The sequence below is a fragment of the Streptomyces sp. P3 genome, assembly GCF_003032475.1.
GTDB lineage: Bacteria > Actinomycetota > Actinomycetes > Streptomycetales > Streptomycetaceae > Streptomyces.
In genome coordinates this window covers 3,579,781-3,599,359 of sequence record NZ_CP028369.1, presented here as the reverse complement: position 1 = coordinate 3,599,359, position 19,579 = coordinate 3,579,781, and the positions used below count along the sequence as shown (strand labels likewise).

Annotated in this window: 16 protein-coding genes; 11 read left to right on the top strand and 5 right to left on the bottom strand. The window is 72.3% G+C overall.

Features of this window, described 5'->3' with window-relative positions; genetic code table 11:
* The first annotated feature begins 64 nt into the window (after nt 1-64).
* The 3 genes from C6376_RS16105 (at nt 65) to C6376_RS16095 (ending at nt 5,850) form a co-directional block, all read left to right on the top strand.
* Complete coding sequence (locus C6376_RS16105) at nt 65-1,543, top strand: hypothetical protein (RefSeq protein WP_254076385.1); 1,479 nt, start codon at nt 65-67, stop codon at nt 1,541-1,543.
* On the top strand, nt 1,540-3,489 hold the full coding sequence (locus C6376_RS16100; RefSeq protein WP_107444053.1) for a glycogen debranching N-terminal domain-containing protein: 1,950 nt from the start codon (nt 1,540-1,542) through the stop codon (nt 3,487-3,489). Before C6376_RS16105 ends, C6376_RS16100 begins: the two co-directional genes overlap by 4 nt.
* A 588-nt stretch (nt 3,490-4,077) precedes the next feature.
* Nucleotides 4,078-5,850: a CDP-alcohol phosphatidyltransferase gene (locus C6376_RS16095; RefSeq protein ID WP_254076384.1), complete on the top strand. Its 1,773-nt coding sequence runs from the start codon at nt 4,078-4,080 to the stop codon at nt 5,848-5,850.
* 105 nt (nt 5,851-5,955) lie between these two features.
* Here the strand turns inward: C6376_RS16095 and dusB are convergent, their stop codons facing one another.
* Nucleotides 5,956-7,098, bottom strand: coding sequence for a tRNA dihydrouridine synthase DusB (gene dusB / locus C6376_RS16090; RefSeq protein WP_107444051.1), 1,143 nt, complete (start codon nt 7,096-7,098; stop codon nt 5,956-5,958).
* A 128-nt stretch (nt 7,099-7,226) separates the two neighbouring features.
* On the opposite strand from dusB, the gene C6376_RS16085 reads away from it, so the two are divergent.
* Entirely contained in the window at nt 7,227-8,672 is a 1,446-nt protein-coding gene (locus tag C6376_RS16085; RefSeq protein ID WP_107444050.1) for an MFS transporter, read from the top strand.
* 107 nt (nt 8,673-8,779) lie between these two features.
* A complete protein-coding gene (locus C6376_RS43830; protein WP_159083208.1) occupies nt 8,780-9,124 on the top strand; it encodes a hypothetical protein in 345 nt (114 codons plus the stop codon).
* Here the strand turns inward: C6376_RS43830 and C6376_RS16075 are convergent.
* On the bottom strand, nt 9,100-10,110 hold the full coding sequence (locus tag C6376_RS16075; RefSeq protein WP_254076383.1) for a helix-turn-helix transcriptional regulator: 1,011 nt from the start codon (nt 10,108-10,110) through the stop codon (nt 9,100-9,102). The genes C6376_RS43830 and C6376_RS16075 overlap by 25 nt on opposite strands.
* Nucleotides 10,111-10,322: 212 nt before the next feature.
* Between C6376_RS16075 and C6376_RS16070 the strand changes: the two genes are divergently transcribed.
* The 3 genes from C6376_RS16070 (at nt 10,323) to C6376_RS16060 (ending at nt 13,319) form a co-directional block, all read left to right on the top strand.
* A complete protein-coding gene (locus C6376_RS16070; protein ID WP_254076382.1) occupies nt 10,323-11,681 on the top strand; it encodes an MFS transporter in 1,359 nt (452 codons plus the stop codon).
* Nucleotides 11,682-11,833: 152 nt separating this feature from the next.
* On the top strand, nt 11,834-12,055 hold the full coding sequence (locus C6376_RS16065; RefSeq protein WP_107444049.1) for a hypothetical protein: 222 nt from the start codon (nt 11,834-11,836) through the stop codon (nt 12,053-12,055).
* A gap of 250 nt (nt 12,056-12,305) precedes the next feature.
* Complete coding sequence (locus tag C6376_RS16060; protein ID WP_107444048.1) at nt 12,306-13,319, top strand: AraC family transcriptional regulator; 1,014 nt, start codon at nt 12,306-12,308, stop codon at nt 13,317-13,319.
* 97 nt (nt 13,320-13,416) lie between these two features.
* Here the strand turns inward: C6376_RS16060 and C6376_RS16055 are convergent, their stop codons facing one another.
* Together C6376_RS16055 and C6376_RS16050 are read right to left on the bottom strand one after the other, a co-directional pair.
* Nucleotides 13,417-14,013, bottom strand: a complete 597-nt coding sequence (locus tag C6376_RS16055; protein ID WP_107444047.1) for a TetR/AcrR family transcriptional regulator — start codon at nt 14,011-14,013, stop codon at nt 13,417-13,419.
* A gap of 25 nt (nt 14,014-14,038) precedes the next feature.
* Nucleotides 14,039-15,049, bottom strand: coding sequence for an aldo/keto reductase (locus C6376_RS16050; protein WP_107444046.1), 1,011 nt, complete (start codon nt 15,047-15,049; stop codon nt 14,039-14,041).
* A 210-nt stretch (nt 15,050-15,259) separates the two neighbouring features.
* On the opposite strand from C6376_RS16050, the gene C6376_RS16045 reads away from it, so the two are divergent.
* Together C6376_RS16045 and C6376_RS16040 are read left to right on the top strand one after the other, a co-directional pair.
* Entirely contained in the window at nt 15,260-16,372 is a 1,113-nt protein-coding gene (locus C6376_RS16045; protein ID WP_107444045.1) for an endonuclease/exonuclease/phosphatase family protein, read from the top strand.
* 188 nt (nt 16,373-16,560) lie between these two features.
* On the top strand, nt 16,561-16,941 hold the full coding sequence (locus C6376_RS16040) for a hypothetical protein (protein ID WP_107444044.1): 381 nt from the start codon (nt 16,561-16,563) through the stop codon (nt 16,939-16,941).
* Nucleotides 16,942-17,006: 65 nt separating this feature from the next.
* On the opposite strand, the gene C6376_RS16035 is transcribed toward C6376_RS16040, so the two are convergent.
* On the bottom strand, nt 17,007-18,389 hold the full coding sequence (locus tag C6376_RS16035) for a glycine--tRNA ligase (RefSeq protein ID WP_107444043.1): 1,383 nt from the start codon (nt 18,387-18,389) through the stop codon (nt 17,007-17,009).
* 218 nt (nt 18,390-18,607) lie between these two features.
* Between C6376_RS16035 and C6376_RS16030 the strand changes: the two genes are divergently transcribed.
* Complete coding sequence (locus tag C6376_RS16030) at nt 18,608-19,564, top strand: metal ABC transporter substrate-binding protein (RefSeq protein ID WP_107444042.1); 957 nt, start codon at nt 18,608-18,610, stop codon at nt 19,562-19,564.
* Nucleotides 19,565-19,579: the final 15 nt, after the last annotated feature.

The following is a 19,579-nucleotide window of genomic DNA, read 5'->3' as shown; positions in this document are numbered from 1 at the left end:
CATCACGGATGTCACATATGTCACCGAAGACGCAAGCCTCACAGGTGTCACAGGTGCCGCAGGCATCACAGGCGTCACGGGCGGTACAGGCGTCACAGGCACGGTCGGCGGGGAAGCGACCGCGTCGCCCGGCGGCGGGTCGGCATCCCTCCGTGTTCTGCACAGGAGGGCGGTGGCGGTGCTGGACGCCAACTGGACCGGCACGTCGACGGTTCCCTCACGCGGCCTGTACCCGCACCAGTGGTCCTGGGACTCGGCGTTCGTCGCCATCGGACTGCGGCACGTCTCGCCGCGCCGGGCGCAGACCGAGCTGGAGACGCTGCTGAAGGCCCAATGGGGCGACGGGCGCATCCCGCACATCGTCTTCAACCCCTCCGTGCCGCTCGACGCGTACTTCCCGAGCCCCGACTTCTGGCGTTCCTCGACCGCGGGGCGCGCTGCGGGCGCCCCGCGCACCGTACAGACCTCCGGCATCGTGCAGCCACCGGTGCACGCGCTCGCGGCCTGGCTGGTGCACCGCGCCGATCCGGGGCTCTCACGGGCCCGCGGCTTCCTCGCCCGGGTGTACCCGCGGCTGGCCGCCTGGCACCGCTATCTGGTGCACCGGCGCGACCTGGGGGGCGGCGGGCTGGCATCGGTCGTCCACCCGTGGGAGCAGGGTATGGACAACTCCCCGAGCTGGGACGCCCCGCTCGCCCGGATCACCCCCGCTCCCGCCCGCTCGTTCCGCCGCGCCGACCTCGATCACGGCGCGGCCGAGGACCGTCCGACGGACCTGGACTACGGGCGGTACGTCCGGCTCGCGACGGAGTACCGGGACGCGGGCTACGCCGACCCGGACCGCACCCGCACAGGTCGCACCGAGCCAAGCCGCACCCGCACAGGTCGCACCGACACGGGCCACGCCGACGGCTTCGCCGTCGAGGACCCCTCGTTCAACGCGCTGCTCATCGCGTCCGAGTACGCGCTCGCGCACATCGCGGACGAGCTGGGGGCGACGGGCGCGGCCCGCCGCACGCGCGCGGAGCGGCTGACGGCGGCGCTCGTCGAGCGGCTGTGGGATCCGGCGGAGGGCATGTTCTTCTGCCGGGACGTGATCGGCGGGGACCTCGTGCCGGAGCGCGGCGTCTCCGGTCTCGTCCCGCTCCTGCTGCCCGGGCTGCCGCACGAGGTCGCCGCCGGCCTCGTACGGACCCTGCGCGGCCCGCACTTCGGGCTGGGCTCCGCCACCCGCCTCGTGCCCAGCTACGACCTGCTCGGCGAGGCTTTCGACCCGCAGCGCTACTGGCGCGGCCCGGCCTGGTTCAACACGAGCTGGCTGCTGGAGCGGGGGCTCGCGCTGCACGGCGAGCACGCCGGGGCAGAGGCGCTGCGCCGGGCGGTGCTCGACCTCGCGGGCTCCTCGGACTTCGCCGAGTACGTGGACCCGTACACCGGCGAGGCCTGCGGCACGACCGGCTTCAGCTGGACGGCCGCGCTCACGCTCGACCTCGTCCACCGGGACGGGCCGGGCACCGGTACCGAGGGAGGGGACCTGGTATGACGGACCGGCACCATCTGCTCGTGTACGGCGGGACGTTCGCCGCCGTGGACGACCGCGGGGACATCAGCGGAGTCAGGGGGACCGGCACGGCCGCCGGGTCCCCGGAGGGGCTGTTCGTCCGGGACGCCCGGCACCTCAGCCGGTGGCAGCTGACCGTCGACGGTGCCGTGCCGGAGACGCTCTCGCCGGTGACGGACGGGGACGTCGCGCGGTGCGTGCTGGTCCCGCGCGGCGGGCGGGACGAACCGCCGTCCTGCACGGTCTTCCGCGAACAGGCCGTCGGGGACAGCTCGTTCGTGGAGTCGCTGCGGGTGGTCAGCAACCGTCCGGTGGCGACGACGGTACGTCTCGCGGTCACCGCCGACGCCGACTTCGCCGACCAGTTCGAGCTGCGCGCCGACCACCGCACCTACGCGAAGACCGGGGCCGTCCGCGGCCGCCAGGTCCTCGACGACGGGGTGGAGTTCGGCTACCGGCGCGGCACATGGGCGTCCTGCACGACGGTGACGGCCGAGCCCGCGCCGGACGGCGTGGAGGAGACCGGCACCGGGGCGCGCCGTCTGGTGTGGAGGCTGGAGCTGGAACCGCACGGTGCGGCCGAGCTGGTCCTGCGGGTGATGGCCCGGCCGCACGGCGAGCGGCGGGCCTTGCGCGTGCCTCGCTCGCCGGCCTCGGTGGCCGGTCAACTGCAGGCGCTGGAGGACGAGTTCACCGAGGGGGTGGCGTTCCCCACCGGCTGGCCCGACCTGGCCGCCGCCTGCGCCCGCGGCCTCGCGGACCTGGCCGCGCTCCAGGTCCTCGCGAGCGGTCCGGACGGTGAGGAGCTGCGCGTGCCGGCGGCGGGCGCCCCCTGGTTCCTGACCCTGCTGGGCCGCGACGCCCTCCTCACCTCCCTCTTCACGCTCCCCTACCGCCCCCGCACGGCCGCGGCCACGCTGCTGGCGCTGGCCGCGGCCCAGGCCACCGAGGCGTCGCCGCGGACGGTGTCCCAGCCCGGCAAGATCGTGCACGAGGTACGGCACGGCGAACTCGCGCACTTCGGGCAGGTGCCGTTCGGCCGTTACTACGGCTCGGTCGACGCCACCCCGCTGTTCCTCGTCCTGCTCGGCGCGTACGTCGAACGGACCGCGGACACCGCGCTGGCCCGGCAACTGGAGCCGCACGCCCGGGCGGCAGTCGGCTGGATGCTGGACCACGGCGGGCTCACCACCCGCGGCTACCTGGTCTACCGGGCCGACCAGGGCGGTCTGGCCAACCAGAACTGGAAGGACTCCCCCGGTTCCATCTGCTCCGCCGACGGCGTCCGCGCGACCGGGGCCGTGACGGCGGCCGGGGCCCAGGGATACGCCTACGACGCGCTGCGCCGCACGGCGTGGACGGCGCGCACGGTGTGGGGCGACGCGTCGTACGCGGCCCTGCTGGAACAGGCGGCCGCCGACCTGCGCGACCGTTTCCAGCGGGACTTCTGGATGCCGGGCCGGTCCTTCCCGGCACTCGCCCTGGACGGCGCGGGCCGCCAGGTGGACGCGCTCGCCTCGGACGCCGGACATCTGCTGTGGTCCGGGCTGCTGGACAAGGAGTACGGGGAAGTGGTCGGCCGGCGCCTGCTCGAGCCGGACTTCTTCTCCGGCTGGGGCGTGCGCACGCTGGCGGCCGGGCAGCCCGCGTACCACCCGCTCTCCTACCACCGCGGGTCGGTCTGGCCGCACGACAACGCGCTGATCACGCTGGGTCTCGCCCGCTACGGCCTGCACGACGAGGCCCGGACGGTCGCGCACGCGCTGGTCGACGCGGCGGCCGCGACGGGCCACCGGCTGCCCGAGGTCCTCGCGGGCTACGGCCGCGACACGCACGCGGAGCCGGTGCCGTACCCGCACGCGTGCGTGCGGGAGTCCCGGTCGGCTGCCGCGCCGCTGGCCCTGCTGACGGCGGTCGGCGGCGCGTAGCCGGATGGCGGCGGGGGTGTTTGGCGTGGCGTTTGCGCGGTGTTTGCCGAGCGCTGGCCGAGGGGGCTGAACGCGGGCCGGGGGCAGGCCGTACGAAACTGTGGCGGATCCGGCCCGCCTCGGATCCGCCGATCGCCAGGCTTCGTACGGAAGGACCCTCGGGTGCCTGTCTCCACCTCCACCCCCTCATCCCCGCTGCCCGACTCGACAGAACCCGAGGAGGCGCCGACGGCCAAGACCGCCCCGGCGGAACCCGCGGAGGAGGCGGCGAGGACCGCGAAGACGGCCGGTCGCGGCCCGGCGGAAGGCGCGGGGGACGCGGGGGACGCGGACGAGGCTGCGGGGGACGTGGACGAGGCCGCGGGGGAAGCGACGGGAAGCGCCGTGGAACCCGCGGGGGAAGCGGCGGGCGCGGGTGCAGCCGCGACGCGGCCCGCGGGGGAAGCGGCGGACGCCCCAGGAGACACGGCGAAGGCCGCGACCGACGCCGATCCCGCACCGGCTACGGGGGACGCGGCGGAAGCGCAGGAGGCTACAGGGGACGCGGCGGAGGCAAAGGAACCTGCGGGGGAAGCCGTGGGGGAAGCCGTGACGCGACCCGCGGAGGACGCACCGGAGGTCGCACCGCAGGACGCGGCAGGGGACGCCTCGGAGGACGCGGCGGACACCCCGGGCGCGGCGGGTGTCGTCGCGGAGGTTCGCTGGTGGCGCTGGCGGAGCCGGCACCCGCGGGCCGCCCGGGTGGTGTGGTGGACGGTGACCGTCCTCGCGTTCGGGCTCGTGCTCGGGGCGCTGCTGCTGCCCAACCGGATCTCCGGGCTCCAGGTCAACAGGTTCACGCGGCTGCCCGTGGAGGCGATCATCGGGGCGGCCCTGCTGCTGGTGCTGCCCCGGCGGCCGCGGACGGTGGTCGCGGTGCTGGGCGGGGTGCTGCTCGGCGCGCTGACCGTGCTGAACGTGCTCGACATGGAGTTCACGGAGTATCTGGGCCGGGACTTCGACCTCGTCCTGGACTGGGGCCTGCTGGACGACGCCCAGTCCTATGTGGCGGACTCGATGGGCCGGGCCACGGCCGTGGGCGCGGCGGTCGGCCTCGTCCTGCTCGTCGTGCTGCTGTCCGCGCTCATGGCGCTGGCGACGGTCCGGATCGGCAACCTGATGGCGCGCGACACCCGGCGGGCGACCCGGGCGACGCTGATCGCCGCCACGGCCTGGGTCACCTGCTCCGTCGTGGGCCTGCAGATAGCCGACATGCCCGTCGCCTCGCACCGCAGCGCGGACACGCTCGTGAAGAAGGCCAGGCAGGTGCGGCAGACGATCAAGGACGAGGCCACGTTCGGCAAGGAGGTCCGTCACGACACGTTCGGGGCCACCCCGGCCGACCAGCTCGTGCCGGACCTGCGCGGCAAGGACATGATCTTCACGTTCATCGAGAGCTACGGCCGCAGCGCCATCGAGGACCCGGTCATGGCGCCGGGCGTCGACAGGACGTTGGGCACGAGTACGCAGGCCCTGGCGAAGGCCGGCTTCCACGCGAAGAGCGGCTGGCTGACGTCGGCCACGTACGGCGGGAGCAGCTGGCTCGGCCACTCCAGCACGCTGTCCGGCCTGTGGGTCGACAACCAGCAGCGCTACCGCTCGGTGATGGCCAGCGACCACCTGTCCCTGACGAAGGCCTTCAAGAAGACCGGCGCCTGGGACACCGTCGGCGTGATGCCGGGCATCCAGAAGGGCTGGCCGGAGGCCAAGTACTATGGGCTGGAGAAGGTCTACAACGCCTTCGAGATGGGTTACCAGGGACCGAAGTTCAGCTGGTCGACGATGCCCGACCAGTACGCGCTGGAGGCGTTCCAGCGGCTGGAGCACGGCCGCACCGACCGCGACAAGCCTCTGATGTCGGAGATCATCCTGACCTCCAGCCACCAGCCGTGGGCCCCGATCCCGAAGATGGTGGACTGGGACTCCCTCGGTGACGGCTCGGTGTTCGAGGGCATCGAGAAGGACGGCAGGAAGGCGTCGGACGTCATCGCCGACGGCGCCGCGTCCAAGGAGGAGTACGGCAAGTCGATCCAGTACTCGGTGACCGCGCTCACCCAGTGGCTCGAGCGTTACGGGACCGACGACACGGTCCTGGTCGTCCTCGGCGACCACCAGCCGATCGCGCGGGTCAGCGGCGACAACGCCAGCCGGGACGTGCCGATCTCCCTCGTCGCCAAGGACCCGAAGGTCCTCGACAAGATCGCCGGCTGGAACTGGACGGACGGCCTCAGGCCGGCCCACAACGCCCCGGTCTGGAAGATGAGCGCGTTCCGCGACAAGTTCCTCACCGCCTACGGCTCGACCCCCCACCCGACGGGCTGACCGGCGGGGACGGTGGCCGCGCCGCCGCCCGGCCGGGGGGCCGGGCGGCGGCGCGAGGCGCGCTCCCGGCCCTCGGCCGCCCAAAGTCCGGCCGGGGGCCGGGACTCAGCCGCCCGAGGTGTCGAGTTCCGCTTCCTCGCTGATGCCCGCGCAGTCGTACGGGTCCTTCAGCCAGCCGTCCGGGAGGACGACCCTGTTGTTGCCGGAGGTGCGGCCGCGGGGGCCGTCGGCGCCGGTGGGCCAGGGCTGGTCGAGGTCCAGTTCGTCGAGTCCGGCGCGCAGTTCGGCGAGGGAGGACGTGATCGCGAGGCGTTTGCGCATCTCGCTGCCGACCGCGAAGCCCTTGAGGTACCAGGCGACGTGTTTGCGGAAGTCGACGACACCCTTGGTCTCGTCGCCGATCCACTCGCCGAGGAGGGTCGCGTGGCGGACCATGACGTCGGCGACCTCGCGCAGCGACGGCTCGGCGATGTCGTCCGGGCGGCCCTCGAAGGCGGCCACGAGGTCGGCGAACAGCCACGGCCGGCCCAGGCAGCCGCGGCCCACGACGACCCCGTCGCAGCCGGTCTCGCGGACCATCCGCAGCGCGTCCTGCGCCGACCAGATGTCGCCGTTGCCGAGGACGGGGATCTCCGGGACGTGTTCCTTCAGGCGCGCGATCGCCTCCCAGTCCGCCGTGCCACCGTAGTGCTGGGCGGCCGTGCGGCCGTGCAGGGCGATGGCCGTCACGCCCTCCTCGACGGCGATGCGGCCCGCGTCGAGGTAGGTGATGTGGTCGTCGTCGATGCCCTTGCGCATCTTCATGGTGACGGGCAGGTCGCCGGCGCCGCTGACGGCCTCGCGCAGGATCGCGCGCAGCAGGTGGCGCTTGTACGGGAGTGCGGACCCGCCGCCCTTGCGGGTCACCTTGGGGACCGGGCAGCCGAAGTTGAGGTCGATGTGGTCGGCGAGGTCCTCCTCCGCGATCATGCGGACGGCCTTGCCGACGGTGGCCGGGTCCACGCCGTACAGCTGGATCGAACGCGGCTTCTCGGCCGCGTCGAAGTGGATCAGCTGCATGGTCTTCTCGTTGCGTTCGACCAGCGCCCGGGTCGTGATCATCTCGCTGACGAACAGGCCCTTGCCTCCGCTGAACTCCCTGCACAGGGTACGGAAGGGCGCGTTCGTGATCCCGGCCATGGGGGCCAGGACGACGGGCGGCCGGACGGTGTGCGGGCCGATCTGCAGGGGGGACACGGGCGTGGACATTGCTCCATTGTCGCGTACGCGAAGGGGTGCCCGGCTTCCCGTTTCCCCGCGAGACCATGCGGCTCCCCCGAGATCGTGCAACACTCATTAGTTAGACGCACTATCGATATCGGCGTACGATGGTACGCATGCCCGAGCTCAGCCCTCGCCGACGTCTCCTGGTCCTCGCGATCTGCTGCATGAGCCTGCTGATCGTGAGCCTGGACGTCACCGTCCTGAACGTCGCGCTGCCCGCGATGCAGCGCGACCTGCACGCGACGACCGCCGGCCTCCAGTGGACGATCGACGCCTACACCCTGGTCCTGGCGGCGCTGCTGATGCTGGCCGGGTCGACCGCCGACCGGATCGGCCGCAGGAAGGTGTTCATGGCCGGCCTGGTCGTGTTCGCCGCCGGCTCCCTGCTGTGCTCGCTCGCCCCGAACCTGGAGCTGCTGGTCGTCGCACGGATGGTGCAGGCGGTCGGCGGCTCGATGCTGAACCCGGTCGCCATGTCGATCATCACCAACACCTTCACCGACCCGCGCGAACGCGCCCGCGCGATCGGCGTGTGGGGTGCGGTGGTGGGCATCTCGATGGCCGCCGGCCCGCTGCTGGGCGGACTGCTCGTGGAGTCGGTGGGCTGGCGCTCCATCTTCTGGATCAACCTGCCGGTCGGCCTGGCGGCCCTCCTGGCGACCCTGCGGTACGTCCCCGAGTCGCGTGCGCCGAAGGCCCGCCGCCCCGATCCGGTCGGCCAGTTGCTGGTCATCGTCCTCTTCGGCAGCCTGACGTACGCGATCATCGAGGCTCCCGAGGCGGGCGCGACCACCAGCGGTCCCTTCGCCGCCGTCGCGGTCGCCGCCCTGCTGGGCCTGCTGCGGTACGAGCCCCGCCGCGCCGAACCCCTCATCGACCTGCAGTTCTTCCGCTCGGCGCCGTTCAGCGGGGCGACCGTCGTGGCGATCAGCTCGTTCGCCGCGCTGGGCGGGTTCCTGTTCCTGTCGACGCTGTACCTGCAGAACGTGCGGGGCCTCGACGCCCTGCACGCCGGGCTGTGGATGCTCCCCATGGCGGTGCCGACGTTCCTGTGCGCCCCGCTGTCGGGCCGGCTGGTGGGCGCCCGCGGCCCGCGGCTGCCGCTGGTGATCGCGGGGACGGCGATGACGCTCAGCGGGCTGCTGTTCGCCCTGTTCGACGCGGAGACGTCCGACGCGACGCTCTTCCTCGGGTACGCGCTGTTCGGGGTGGGCTTCGGGTTCGTGAACGCGCCCATCACCAACACGGCGGTGTCGGGCATGCCGCGCAGTCAGGCCGGGGTGGCGGCGGCCGTCGCCTCCACCAGCCGTCAACTGGGCCAGACCCTCGGCGTCGCGGTGATCGGCGCGGTCCTGGCAGCGGGCGTGAGCGCCTCGTCGTACCGCGCCACCTTCACCGAGGCCGCCGTCCCCGGCTGGTGGATCCTCACCGGCTGCGGCGCGGTCGTCCTCGTCCTCGGCGCGCTGACGACCGGCCGCTGGGCCCGGCGCACGGCCGAGCGCACCGCGGAGCAACTGGAGGCCCCGGACGTCCGCGAGGCGGCGGGCGTCGGCGCCTGACCCGCCCGAGCGCGCGGGACCGGGGGGACGGCGTCCGCGCGGGCGGCGGAACGCGACCGCGGCGCACCCGGAACAGCCGCGCGGCCGTGCGGTTCACGACGGGCGACATGGCCGACGGAGATCTCGGAACCTGCGAGGGCAAGCTGGTCGCGACGGTCGCCGAGGCGATCCGCGGCACCGGCGATCACCGGTGCGCCGTAGCTGTGCCCGCACGGCGCGACGGGCGTTCCGTCGCCACGGTCGACGATCTCGGCCACCTGGTCGACATGGGCCTCCAGGTTCCGCGGACAGTGCACGTCGGCCGGCCTGTCCGGTTCCAGCCCGGCCAGGGTCACCGCCTCGACGCGGTGACCGCCTCGACGCAACTCGGCGGCGACCGGGCCGAACACCCAGCCGCCCTGCCGACCGCCGGGCACCATCACGAACCTCACCGGGCCACGCCCTGGGCGTAGACGTGCAGCTTCTCCAGACGCTCCCGGCTCTCCTCGTCCACCGGCGTGTAGGTCACCATGCGCGCCCCGTGGTCCGGGCTCAGCCAGAGGTCGGTGTGGGTGAGGGTGAGGAGGCCGACGTGCGGGTTGCGGAACTCCTTGGTCTTGCTGCGGCCCACCACCACCTCGTAGCGCTCCCAGTTCTCACGGAACTCCGGTGACTCCGCCTGCAGTCGCTTGACCAGCATCTTCCAGGCAGGCTCGGAGAGGTGACCGGCCATCGAGGCGCGCAGTTTCGCGGCCATCAGGCGCATGGACGCGTCGAGGTGGACGACCGACTCGCGCCACTGCGGATGGGTGTGGATGAGGACCATGCAGTTGCGGTCCTGCGGCGGGATCGCGTCGAGGTCGCACAGCAGATGGGCGTAGGTGCGGTTGTAGGCCAGGATGTCGTAGCGGCTGTTCTGGACGCAGGCGGGGAGCGGGTCGAGCTGGTCGAGCAGCAGACGCACCGCGTCGGTGACGCCGGCGCAGGAGGAGGCGGGCGTCGGGTCGGTCGCGCCGGCCAGCTGGAACAGGTGGGCCCGTTCACTCGGGTCGAGCAGCAGTGTGCGGGCGAGGGCGTCCAGCACCTGGACCGAGACGTGGATGTCCCGGGACTGCTCGAGCCAGGTGTACCAGGTGACGCCGACGGCCGAGAGGTGGGCGACCTCCTCGCGGCGAAGACCCGGCGTGCGGCGGCGCGCTCCGCGCGGGAGGCCGACCTGCTCGGGCGTGATGCGCTCGCGGCGGCTGCGCAGGAAGGCGGCCAGCTCGTGGCGCCGGATCTCCGAGCCGCCCGCCGCGCCGGCCGTGCCCGCCGTACCGGCCGCCCTCCTCGTCCCGGCCGAACCCGCCGAACCCGCCGCTCCCGCCGCTCCCGCCGTGCCCTCCGTTCCCGCCGTCCCCACCGCTCCGGCGGCTCCCGCCGTACCGGTGGTCGCGGTGCTCGTCGTCTCCTGAGCCATGGTCGTCATGTCTCCAGCCTGCCGCCGCGCGGATCCTGTTGCCAGGTACTCCTGCTACCAGGATAAGGAGACTCTGGTACCCGTCTGCGGGGCGGCGCAGGCTCGGCGGCGTGACCCAGACAACCCCGACCCCATCAACCGTCCCCGTCCCCGTCCCCGGCCCCCGGGGCGCCGGGGCCCCGGAACCGGACCACGTCCTCGGCCCGCTCGGGCTGTTCACGGTGCTGCTCGGCGCGGCGCTCCCCCTCATCGACTTCTTCATCGTCAACGTCGCCCTGCCCACCATGGGCCGGGACCTCGCCGCGAGCGAGTCGGTCCTCGAACTCGTCGTCGCCGGGTACGGACTCGCCTACGCGGTACTGCTCGTGCTCGGCGGGCGGCTCGGCGACCTGTTCGGCCGGCGACGGCTCTTCCTGGGCGGCATGACCGCCTTCGGCCTGACCTCGCTGGCCTGCGGGCTCGCTCCCGACGCGTGGTCACTGGTCGCGGCCCGGGTCGCGCAGGGCGCGTCGGCCGCCGCGATGGTGCCGCAGGTGCTCGCCACCATCCAGTCAGCCACCGCGGGCCCGCGCCGCGCCAGGGCGATGAGCCTGTACGGCGCGACCGCCGGGCTGTCCATGGTGGCGGGCCAGATCCTGGGCGGCGTGCTGGTCGCCGCGGACATCGCCGGCAGCGGCTGGCGGTCCGTGTTCCTGGTCAACGTGCCGTTCGTGGTCGTCGGGCTGCTGCTGGCCGTCCGTAGCGTCCCGGAGACCCGCTCGCAGCGCCCCGAGCCCGTGGACGGACCCGGCACCGTGCTCCTCGCCGCCGCGCTCCTCACCCTGCTCGCCCCGCTCACCGAGGGCAGGGCGGCAGGCTGGCCGCTGTGGACCTGGCTGTCGCTGGCCGCGTTCCCGCTGGTCACCGGCGCGTTCTACGCCGTGGAACGGCGGGCCGACCGGCAGGGCCGCACGCCGCTGGTCCCGCCGAGCCTGTTCGCCCTGACCACCCTGCGACGGGGCCTGACGATCATGGCGCCGCTCGCGGTCGGCTTCAGCGGGTTCATGTTCGTGATCGCCGTGGCGTTGCAGAGCGGGGCGGGGCTGGGTCCGGTGCGGGCCGGTCTCGCGCTCGCACCGATGGCGCTGATGTTCTTCCTCGCCTCGCTGGCCGGACCGCGCCTGGTGGCACGGTTCGGGGCGCGGGTGGTGACCGCGGGCGCGGTGCTGCAGGGCGCGGGCGTCATGCTGATCGTGCTGGCGGTGCGCGCCGACTGGCCCGACGTCGGTTTCGTCGAGCTGCTGCCGGGCGCGGCGGTCGCCGGTGCGGGGCAGGCGCTCCAACTGCCCGTCGTGATGCGGATCGTGATGTCCGAGGTGCCGCCGGCCCGGGCGGGCGTCGGCAGCGGTGTGATGGTGACCACCCAACAGGCCTCGCTGGCCCTGGGCGTGGCCACCCTCGGCACCCTGTTCCTCTCCCTGGTCCCGGGGATGGGCATGCGGGGCGCCCTGCTGACCACGCTGGCCGTGCAGTTGGCCGGGGTGGCCGTGACCGGGCTGCTGAGCCTGCGGCTGCCCCGCAAGGTGGGCTGAGGCCCGGCGGGGTGGACGCCGTGGAGAGGTGGTCGGAGCACGGCTTGGTCAAGTCGTCACCCCGGAATCCCCGTTGATGTCGGTCGTGCTGCACACTCCGAGAGGCCCTTGCAGGGGCAGCCGCGCTGTCCTCGGACACTGGGAGACGTCACATGCCGGAGAGCAACACGAGCAAGGTGAGCCGCTTCGACCAGCACGGCCGGCAGCACGTCGTCCGGGTGCGGCGCGCGGGCGTGCAGCGCACCATCAGCTGCGAGACGTGCGGCTGGCGCACGGGGGCGCAGTTCCTGCCCTGGCTGAAGGCGGAGGAGCATCTCGCCCAGGCGCACCAGGCGACCGTGGATCCCTCGGCAGGCGGCGGCGAGTCGCGATGACTCCCGGTCCGAGGGCCGGCTCATGAGCGCTCTGCCGCGATTGTCGGCGTTGCGCGGCGGCGAGTTGACCGACTCCGGGGCTCTGGAGCCGCTGTCCGCAAGCTGAAGTACCCTCCGCAGAAGCAGAAGCAGAGCACCCCGGCGGACGCCGACGCGGACGCATCGGCGGACGCGAACGGGCGGAGACGCGGCCGGGGTCGAGGGCGGGGCCGGGCGAGGCCCCCGGGAGTCGGGCGGAGAGCAGGGCGCAATGATCGGGACGGCGTTCCGCACCGCGGACGTGCCGGTGGCGGACAGGTTCGAGTACTGGCGTCAGTTGATGGACCGCACGATCGCGCCCAGCGACATCAGCAGTGACTACGCCGCGGACTTCCGGGCGGAGCAGCGGCTGTTCGAACTGGGGGCGGTGCGGGTGTGGCCGATCCGCGTGGTGCCGACGCGGTACCGGCGGAGCACGCGGCTGGTGCGGCAGTCCGATCCCGAGGAGTACCACCTGTCGCTGGTGCTGGGCGGTGGGCTCGGCTTCGACCACGTGGGGCGGTCCGAGACGTACGGGCCGCAGGACCTGTGGCTGTCCGACAGCTCACGTCCGTACGTCGTGGAGCCGCACGGCATGCGGGCGTCGGCCACCGCGGAGCCCCCCTTGGTCACCGGGGTGGGTGTGGAGGTCCCCAAGAGCCTGCTGCCCCTGCCGTCCGCCCGGGTCCGGGACCTCCTGGGCAGACGGCTGTCGGGACGGGAGGGACCGGGCGCCCTGCTGACGGGCTTCCTCTCCGGCCTGGACCAGCAGGCCGCCTCCCTCCGGCCGGCCGACGCGCCGCGTCTGGGCATGGTCCTGGTCGACCTGCTGGCGGCATGGCTCGCCCATGAGCTGGAGGCGGAGACCGCCCTGTCGCCGGAGGCCCGCCGCCGCATCACGGTCACCCGGATACGGGCGTTCATCCGGCAGCACCTGCACGACCCGGAGCTGCGCCCGCCCGTCGTCGCCGCCGCGCACCACATATCCCTCAGCTACCTGCACCGGCTCTTCCAGGAGGAGGGGACGGGCGAGACGGTCGCGGCCTGGATCCGGGGCCAGCGGCTGGCGGGCGCCCGCCGCGATCTGGCCGACCCCGCGCTGCTCACCACGCCGGTGCACGTCATCGCCGCCCGCTGGGGCATCCTCCGCGCCTCCGACTTCACCCGCGCGTTCCGCGCCGCGTACGGGATGTCGCCCACGGAGTACCGGTTCCTGGCGCTGACCGCCCCTCCCGAGGACGAGTAGTCGCGTCCGTCCGGCACGCCGGGGACAAGCCGTTCGGGCCGCGCCCCCGGGGACGTCGGGGCCGCGAGCCTCGGGGCTCTCAGGGCTCTCGGGGCTCTCAGGGCGAGGTGCGCAGCCCCCGCAGCAGCAGGTCGACCACGGCCGTGAAGTCGTCCTCGACGCCCGGCCGCTCCCACACCCGGTGGTAGCCGGGGGCGTGGAAACGGCCGGTGGCGTGGAAGACGGCGCGGGCGGCGGCCGCCGGGTCGGGGGCCGTGAAAGCCCCGGACGCGACTCCCCCCTCGATGATCCGGGTCAGCTGGCCGGTCAGGTCGGCGAGGTGTTCGTCGACCACGTCACCCGTCTCCCCGGTCAGCACCATGTACGTGGCGAACAACTCGGGGTCGTCGCCCGCCTTGCGGCGCTTGGCCTCGAACAGCGCCGCGAGCCAGTCGCGCACCCGGGTCTCCGGGGCCCGTGACGCGTCGGCGGTGATGGCGGACAGGGTCTGCGACGTACGGTCCAGCCACCGCTTCGTGACCGCCGCCCGCAGCGCCGCCTTCGTACGGAAGTGCCGGTAGACACTGCCGTGGCTGACCCCGAGCGCGCGGGCCACGTCGACCACGGTGGCCTTGGCAGGGCCGTGTCGGCGCAGCACCTCCTCGGTCGCCTCGAGGATGCGCTCCGCGGTCAGGGTCTCGGTGGTCGGTGGCATGCTCAGACCGTACCCGGAGGGCGGGTCAGCGCTCGCTGTCGAGGTGGGCCATCGCGGCGGCCGCGTAGCGCTCCCCGGCGGCCGCGCCGGCGGGGACGGCCTCCTCGATGGCGGCGAGGTCGGCGGCATCGAGGACGACGTCCAGCGCGCCCAGCGACTCCGCGAGCCGCTCCCTGCTCCGCGCGCCGATCAGCGGCACGATGTCCTCGCCCTGGGCCAGCACCCAGGCGATCGCGATCTGGGCGACGGAGACGCCCTTGTGCCCGGCGATCTTCCGCAGGGCCTCCACCAGGTTCAGGTTGTGCTTGAGGTTGTCGCCCTGGAAACGGGGCGAGTAGAGCCGGAAGTCGTCCGCGGCGAGCTTGCGGTCAGCCGTGAAGTGCCCGGAGATCAGCCCGCGCGACAGCACGCCGTACGCGGTGATCGAGATCCCCAGTTCCCGGGTCACCGGCAGGATCGACTTCTCGATACCGCGGGAGATCAGCCCGTACTCGATCTGCAGGTCGGCGATCGGCGCGGTGGCGGCGGCCCTGCGGATGGTCTCGGCGCCGACCTCGCTGAGGCCGATGTGCCGGACGTGGCCCTGTTCGACCAGTTCGGCGATCGCGCCGACCGTCTCCTCGATCGGGACGTCGGGGTCCAGCCGTGCGAGGCGGTAGACGTCGATGTGGTCGACCCCCAGGCGCTGGAGGGAGTAGGCGGCGAAGTTCTTCACGGCGGCGGGTCGGCCGTCGTAGCCGGACCAGGAGCCGTCCGGCCCGCGCAGGGCGCCGAACTTCACACTGGTCAGGGCCTGTTCGCGGCGGGCGGCGGGCGCGCCGCGCAGCGCTTCGCCGATCAGCAGTTCGTTGTGGCCCATGCCGTAGAAGTCGCCGGTGTCCAGGAGGGTCACGCCGGCTTCGAGGGCGGCGTGGACGGTCGCGATCCCCTCGGCCCGGTTCCCGCCGCTGTACAGCGCGGACATGCCCATGCAGCCGAGGCCGAGGGCGGATACCTGGGGACCGGTGAGGCCGAGGGAGCGGGTTGGCATCGTCATGCACACCAGCTTGACATGACGAGTGACAGATTTCAATATCTGTCATCTGTCACTTGTCACGTCACCGTCGGTTCGCGGCCCGGACCTCGGCACGGTCCGCCCGGTCGACGGGGCGCGAGACGCGAGGACAATGGGACATGTCGGTGCGCAGTCACCTCGGCGGCGCCTGCGGCCGACCGAGCGGCCCTTCGCGCCGCCGTGGAGGCTGCCATGAGCATCCGCATCGCCACCTTCAACATGGAGAACCTGTTCCGCCGGCCCACCGCGTTCCGCATCGAGGACCCGGCGAAGCGCGAGGAGATCCTGGACGACTTCGCCACGCTGGTCGCCCTCCTCGACCTGCCGGTGTACACGGACGACGACAAGAAGAAGATCGCCGGGCTCGTCGAGAAGCACCGGGCGTACGACATCGACCCGAAGGACCCGCCGCCGATCTACGTGAACCAGTCACGGCCGGGCAAGGACTCCGGGCTCTTCAGGACGACGGGCACCGGAAAGAACACCCGGGTCGAGGTCACCGCCAAGGGCCGTGCCGCGTGGGCCGGTTGGGCCGAACTCGGTCAGGACGACTTCGAACTGAACGTGGTGCGCAACACCGGCCGCGTGGTCTCGGAGGTCGACGCCGACATCCTGCTCACCGTGGAGGTCGAGGACCGGCTCACCCTGGAGCGGTTCAACACGCAGGTGCTGGCCGGGGCGCTCGGCCGGCGGCCGTACCCCTACGCCCTGCTGATCGACGGCAACGATCCCCGGGGCATCGACATCGGCATCCTCAGCCGGTACCCCGTCACGTCCGTACGGACCCACCTCTTCGACACCGACCCCGAGCGTCCCGACCTGCGCCTCTTCAGCCGCGACTGCCCCGAGTTCGAGGTCCGGCTCGACGGGACACCCCTGGTGGTCCTCGGCAACCACCTGAAGAGCAAGTTCCAGGACAACCCCGGCCTGCGCCTGGCCCAGGCGAAGCGGGTCGCGGAGATCTACCGGGCGGCGCTGGAGCGCACCCCGCACGTCATCGTCGCCGGGGACCTCAACGACGACCCGGACAGCGACTCCGCCACGGCCCTCCGGGACACCGGACTGCGGGACGTGATGAGTCACCGCGCCTATCGCGGACTTCCCGGCACCCACGGTGAGTGCCGGAGCGAGCGGGACAAGCTCGACTACCTCCTGCTCTCTCCCGAGCTGTGGCCGGAGGTCCAGCACGTCGGCCTGGAGACCCGTGGCATCTTCGCGAAGGACATCAAGTCCTTCGACACGGTGACCTCCAAGGGCACCGCGGCCTCGGACCACGCGGCGCTCTACGTGGACGTCGACCTGTAGGTACGGACGAGGCAGCCCCGGGCGTCCGGCTCCCGGAAGTTGTCGATTTTGCGCCGCCGGGAGTTGACGAAGGCCTCGTCGACGGCATGTCGGCCTCGCCCGGGGGTCATCCTGACGACGACCCCCACCACCTCGAATTCCCCAACCCCTGTATTCCTTGCGGAGGTTGGGTGCAAGGAGCGGACGACATGCAGCACGAACCCGGCACCCTCCTCTACGACCCGGCCACCGACAGGTTCGGCGAGTACCAGGACCGTTCCGGCCCCCACGCGATGCTGCGGCCGGTCGGCGGCGGCCGGGAGTGGCAGGCCGACCCGACGGCGCTGCGGCCGGCGACCGAGCGCGAGAGGCTCCGCGCGGGCGTGCGCGCGGCGAACGCGCGGGCGCGCACGGACGGCCCGTTCATGCTGGGCCTGCGCCGTCCGCCCGAGCCGGTGCCGGACTGCCCGGAGTGCGTCGAGCTCGCGACGCGACGCGCCGAGGCCCGGGCCGCGTACGACCGCAGCGCGGAGACCGACGCCGACGTCCTGCTCCGCGGCCACCAGCGCGAGCGGAACTGCCCGTCCTGACGCGAGGCCGGCCCCGACGGGAGTCCCGTCGGGGCCGGCCTCGTGGTGCTGAACGCCGTGGGCGGCTACGCGCCGATCAGGCGGGCGGCGAGGTAGCCCTCGATCTGGTCGAGGGAGACGCGCTCCTGCTTCATCGAGTCACGCTCGCGGACGGTGACCGCGTTGTCCTCGAGGGTGTCGAAGTCGACCGTCACACAGAAGGGCGTGCCGATCTCGTCCTGGCGGCGGTAGCGGCGGCCGATCGCGCCCGCGTCGTCGAACTCGATGTTCCAGTTCTGGCGCAGCGCGGCGGCGAGGCCCTTGGCCTTCGGCGACAGCTCGGGGTTGCGGGACAGCGGCAGGACCGCCACCTTCACCGGGGCGAGACGGTGGTCGAGGCGCAGGACCGTGCGCTTCTCCAGCTTGCCCTTGGCGTTGGGCGCCTCGTCCTCGACGTAGGCGTCGAGCAGGAACGCCAGCATCGCGCGGCCGACACCGGCCGCGGGCTCGATGACGTACGGCGTCCAGCGCTCGCCGGCCTCCTGGTCGAAGAAGGAGAGGTCCTGGCCGGAGGCCTTGGAGTGGGCGGAGAGGTCGTAGTCGGTGCGGTTGGCGACGCCCTCCAGCTCACCCCACTCGTTGCCGCCGAACTGGAAGCGGTACTCGATGTCGGCGGTGCGCTTGGAGTAGTGGGAGAGCTTCTCCTGCGGGTGGTCGTACCACCGCATGTTCTCCTCACGCATGCCGAGACCGGTGTACCAGTTCCAGCGCTGCTCCATCCAGTACTCCTGCCACTTCTCGTCCTCGCCCGGCTTGACGAAGAACTCCATCTCCATCTGCTCGAACTCGCGGGTGCGGAAGATGAAGTTGCCGGGCGTGATCTCGTTGCGGAAGGACTTGCCCATCTGCGCGATACCGAACGGCGGCTTGCGGCGCGAAGTGGTCTGCACCTGGGCGAAGTTGGTGAAGATGCCCTGGGCGGTCTCGGGCCGCAGGTAGGCGATGGAGCCGGTGTCCTGGGTGGGGCCGAGGTGGGTGGAGAGCAGACCCGAGAACTGCTTGGGCTCGGTGAACTGGCCCTTGTTGCCGCAGTTGGGGCAGTTCACGTCCGCCAGGCCGTTCTCCGGCGCGCGCTTATGCTTGGCCTCGTACGCCTCTTCCAGGTGGTCCGCGCGGAACCTCTTGTGGCAGGAGGTGCACTCGGTGAGCGGGTCGGAGAAGGTGGCGACGTGACCGGAGGCCACCCAGACCTCGGAGGCCAGGATGACGGACGAGTCGATGCCGACCACGTCCTCGCGCGACGTCACCATGTAGCGCCACCACTGGCGCTTCAGGTTCTCCTTGAGCTCGACACCCAGCGGTCCGTAGTCCCAGGCGGCACGCTGACCGCCGTAGATCTCACTGCAGGGGAATACGAAGCCACGGCGCTTGCTCAGGCTGACGATGGTGTCGATCTTGTCGGCGGCCACGGTGCTCTCTTCATAACGACGACGGGCGACGAAGCGAGATGCTTCCAGCGAAGACTTCAGGGTACCGGCGGGGACTCCCCCTCGACCAAATCGGGCCCCCGCCGGGACCGGGTCCCCAGCGGCCATACCGCAGCCCTTCGGGGCTTACCGGGCCCATACCGGGCCCTTGCCCGACAGCTTGTTGACAACGGTTTCCATATTTGTTGAAAATGACTGTCATGAACGTACGGCGACTCATATCCGGCACGGCCGTCGCGGCGGCCACCGCCCTCGGCCTCGGCACTCTCTCCGCCTGCTCCTCCGACAGCGCGGCCGCGGCCGACACGGACAAGTTCGACGTCGTCGCGTCGTTCTACCCGATGGCCTTCCTCGCCGAGCAGATCGGCGGGGACCACGTGCACGTCACCAGCCTCACCCAGCCCGGCCAGGAACCGCACGACCTGGAGATCAGCGCCAAGCAGACGGCCGCGCTCCAGGAGTCCGAAGCGGTGCTCTACCTCAAGAACCTCCAGCCCTCCGTCGACGACGCGGTGGCCCAGTCCGAGGTCAAGACCAAGATCGACGCGGCCTCCCTCACCACGCTGGAGAAGCACGGCAACGAGGTCGGCGGGCACGCGGCCGAGCACGACGACCACGAGAACGAGGAGCTGTCCGGCCTCGACCCCCACATCTGGCTCGACCCGGTGAGGTACTCCCAGGTCGCCGAGGGCGTCGGCAAGGCCTTCGAGAAGGCCGACCCGGCCCACGCGGCCGACTACCGGACCAACACCGCGACCCTGGTGAAGAGGCTCGGCGACCTCAACACCGAGTTCAGGGAGGGGCTGGCGAACACGAGGACGAAGGTGTTCGTCACCACCCACGCCGCCTTCGGCTACCTCGCCGAGCGCTACGGCCTGACCGAGGAGGCCATCAACGGCCTCGACCCCGAGTCGGAGCCCAGCGCCGCGCGCGTGAAGGAGCTTGAGAAGATGGCCAAGGCCGACGGCGTCACCACCGTGTTCTACGAGACGCTCGTCAGCGACAAGACCGCGAAGACCATCGCCGGCGACGCCGGACTGAAGACGGACGTCCTCGACCCGATCGAGGGCATCACGGACAAGTCCCGCGGCGAGGACTACTTCTCGGTCCAGCAGGCGAACCTCAAGGCGCTGCAGACGGCCCTGGGAACCAAGTGATCTCTACGGAGGGCG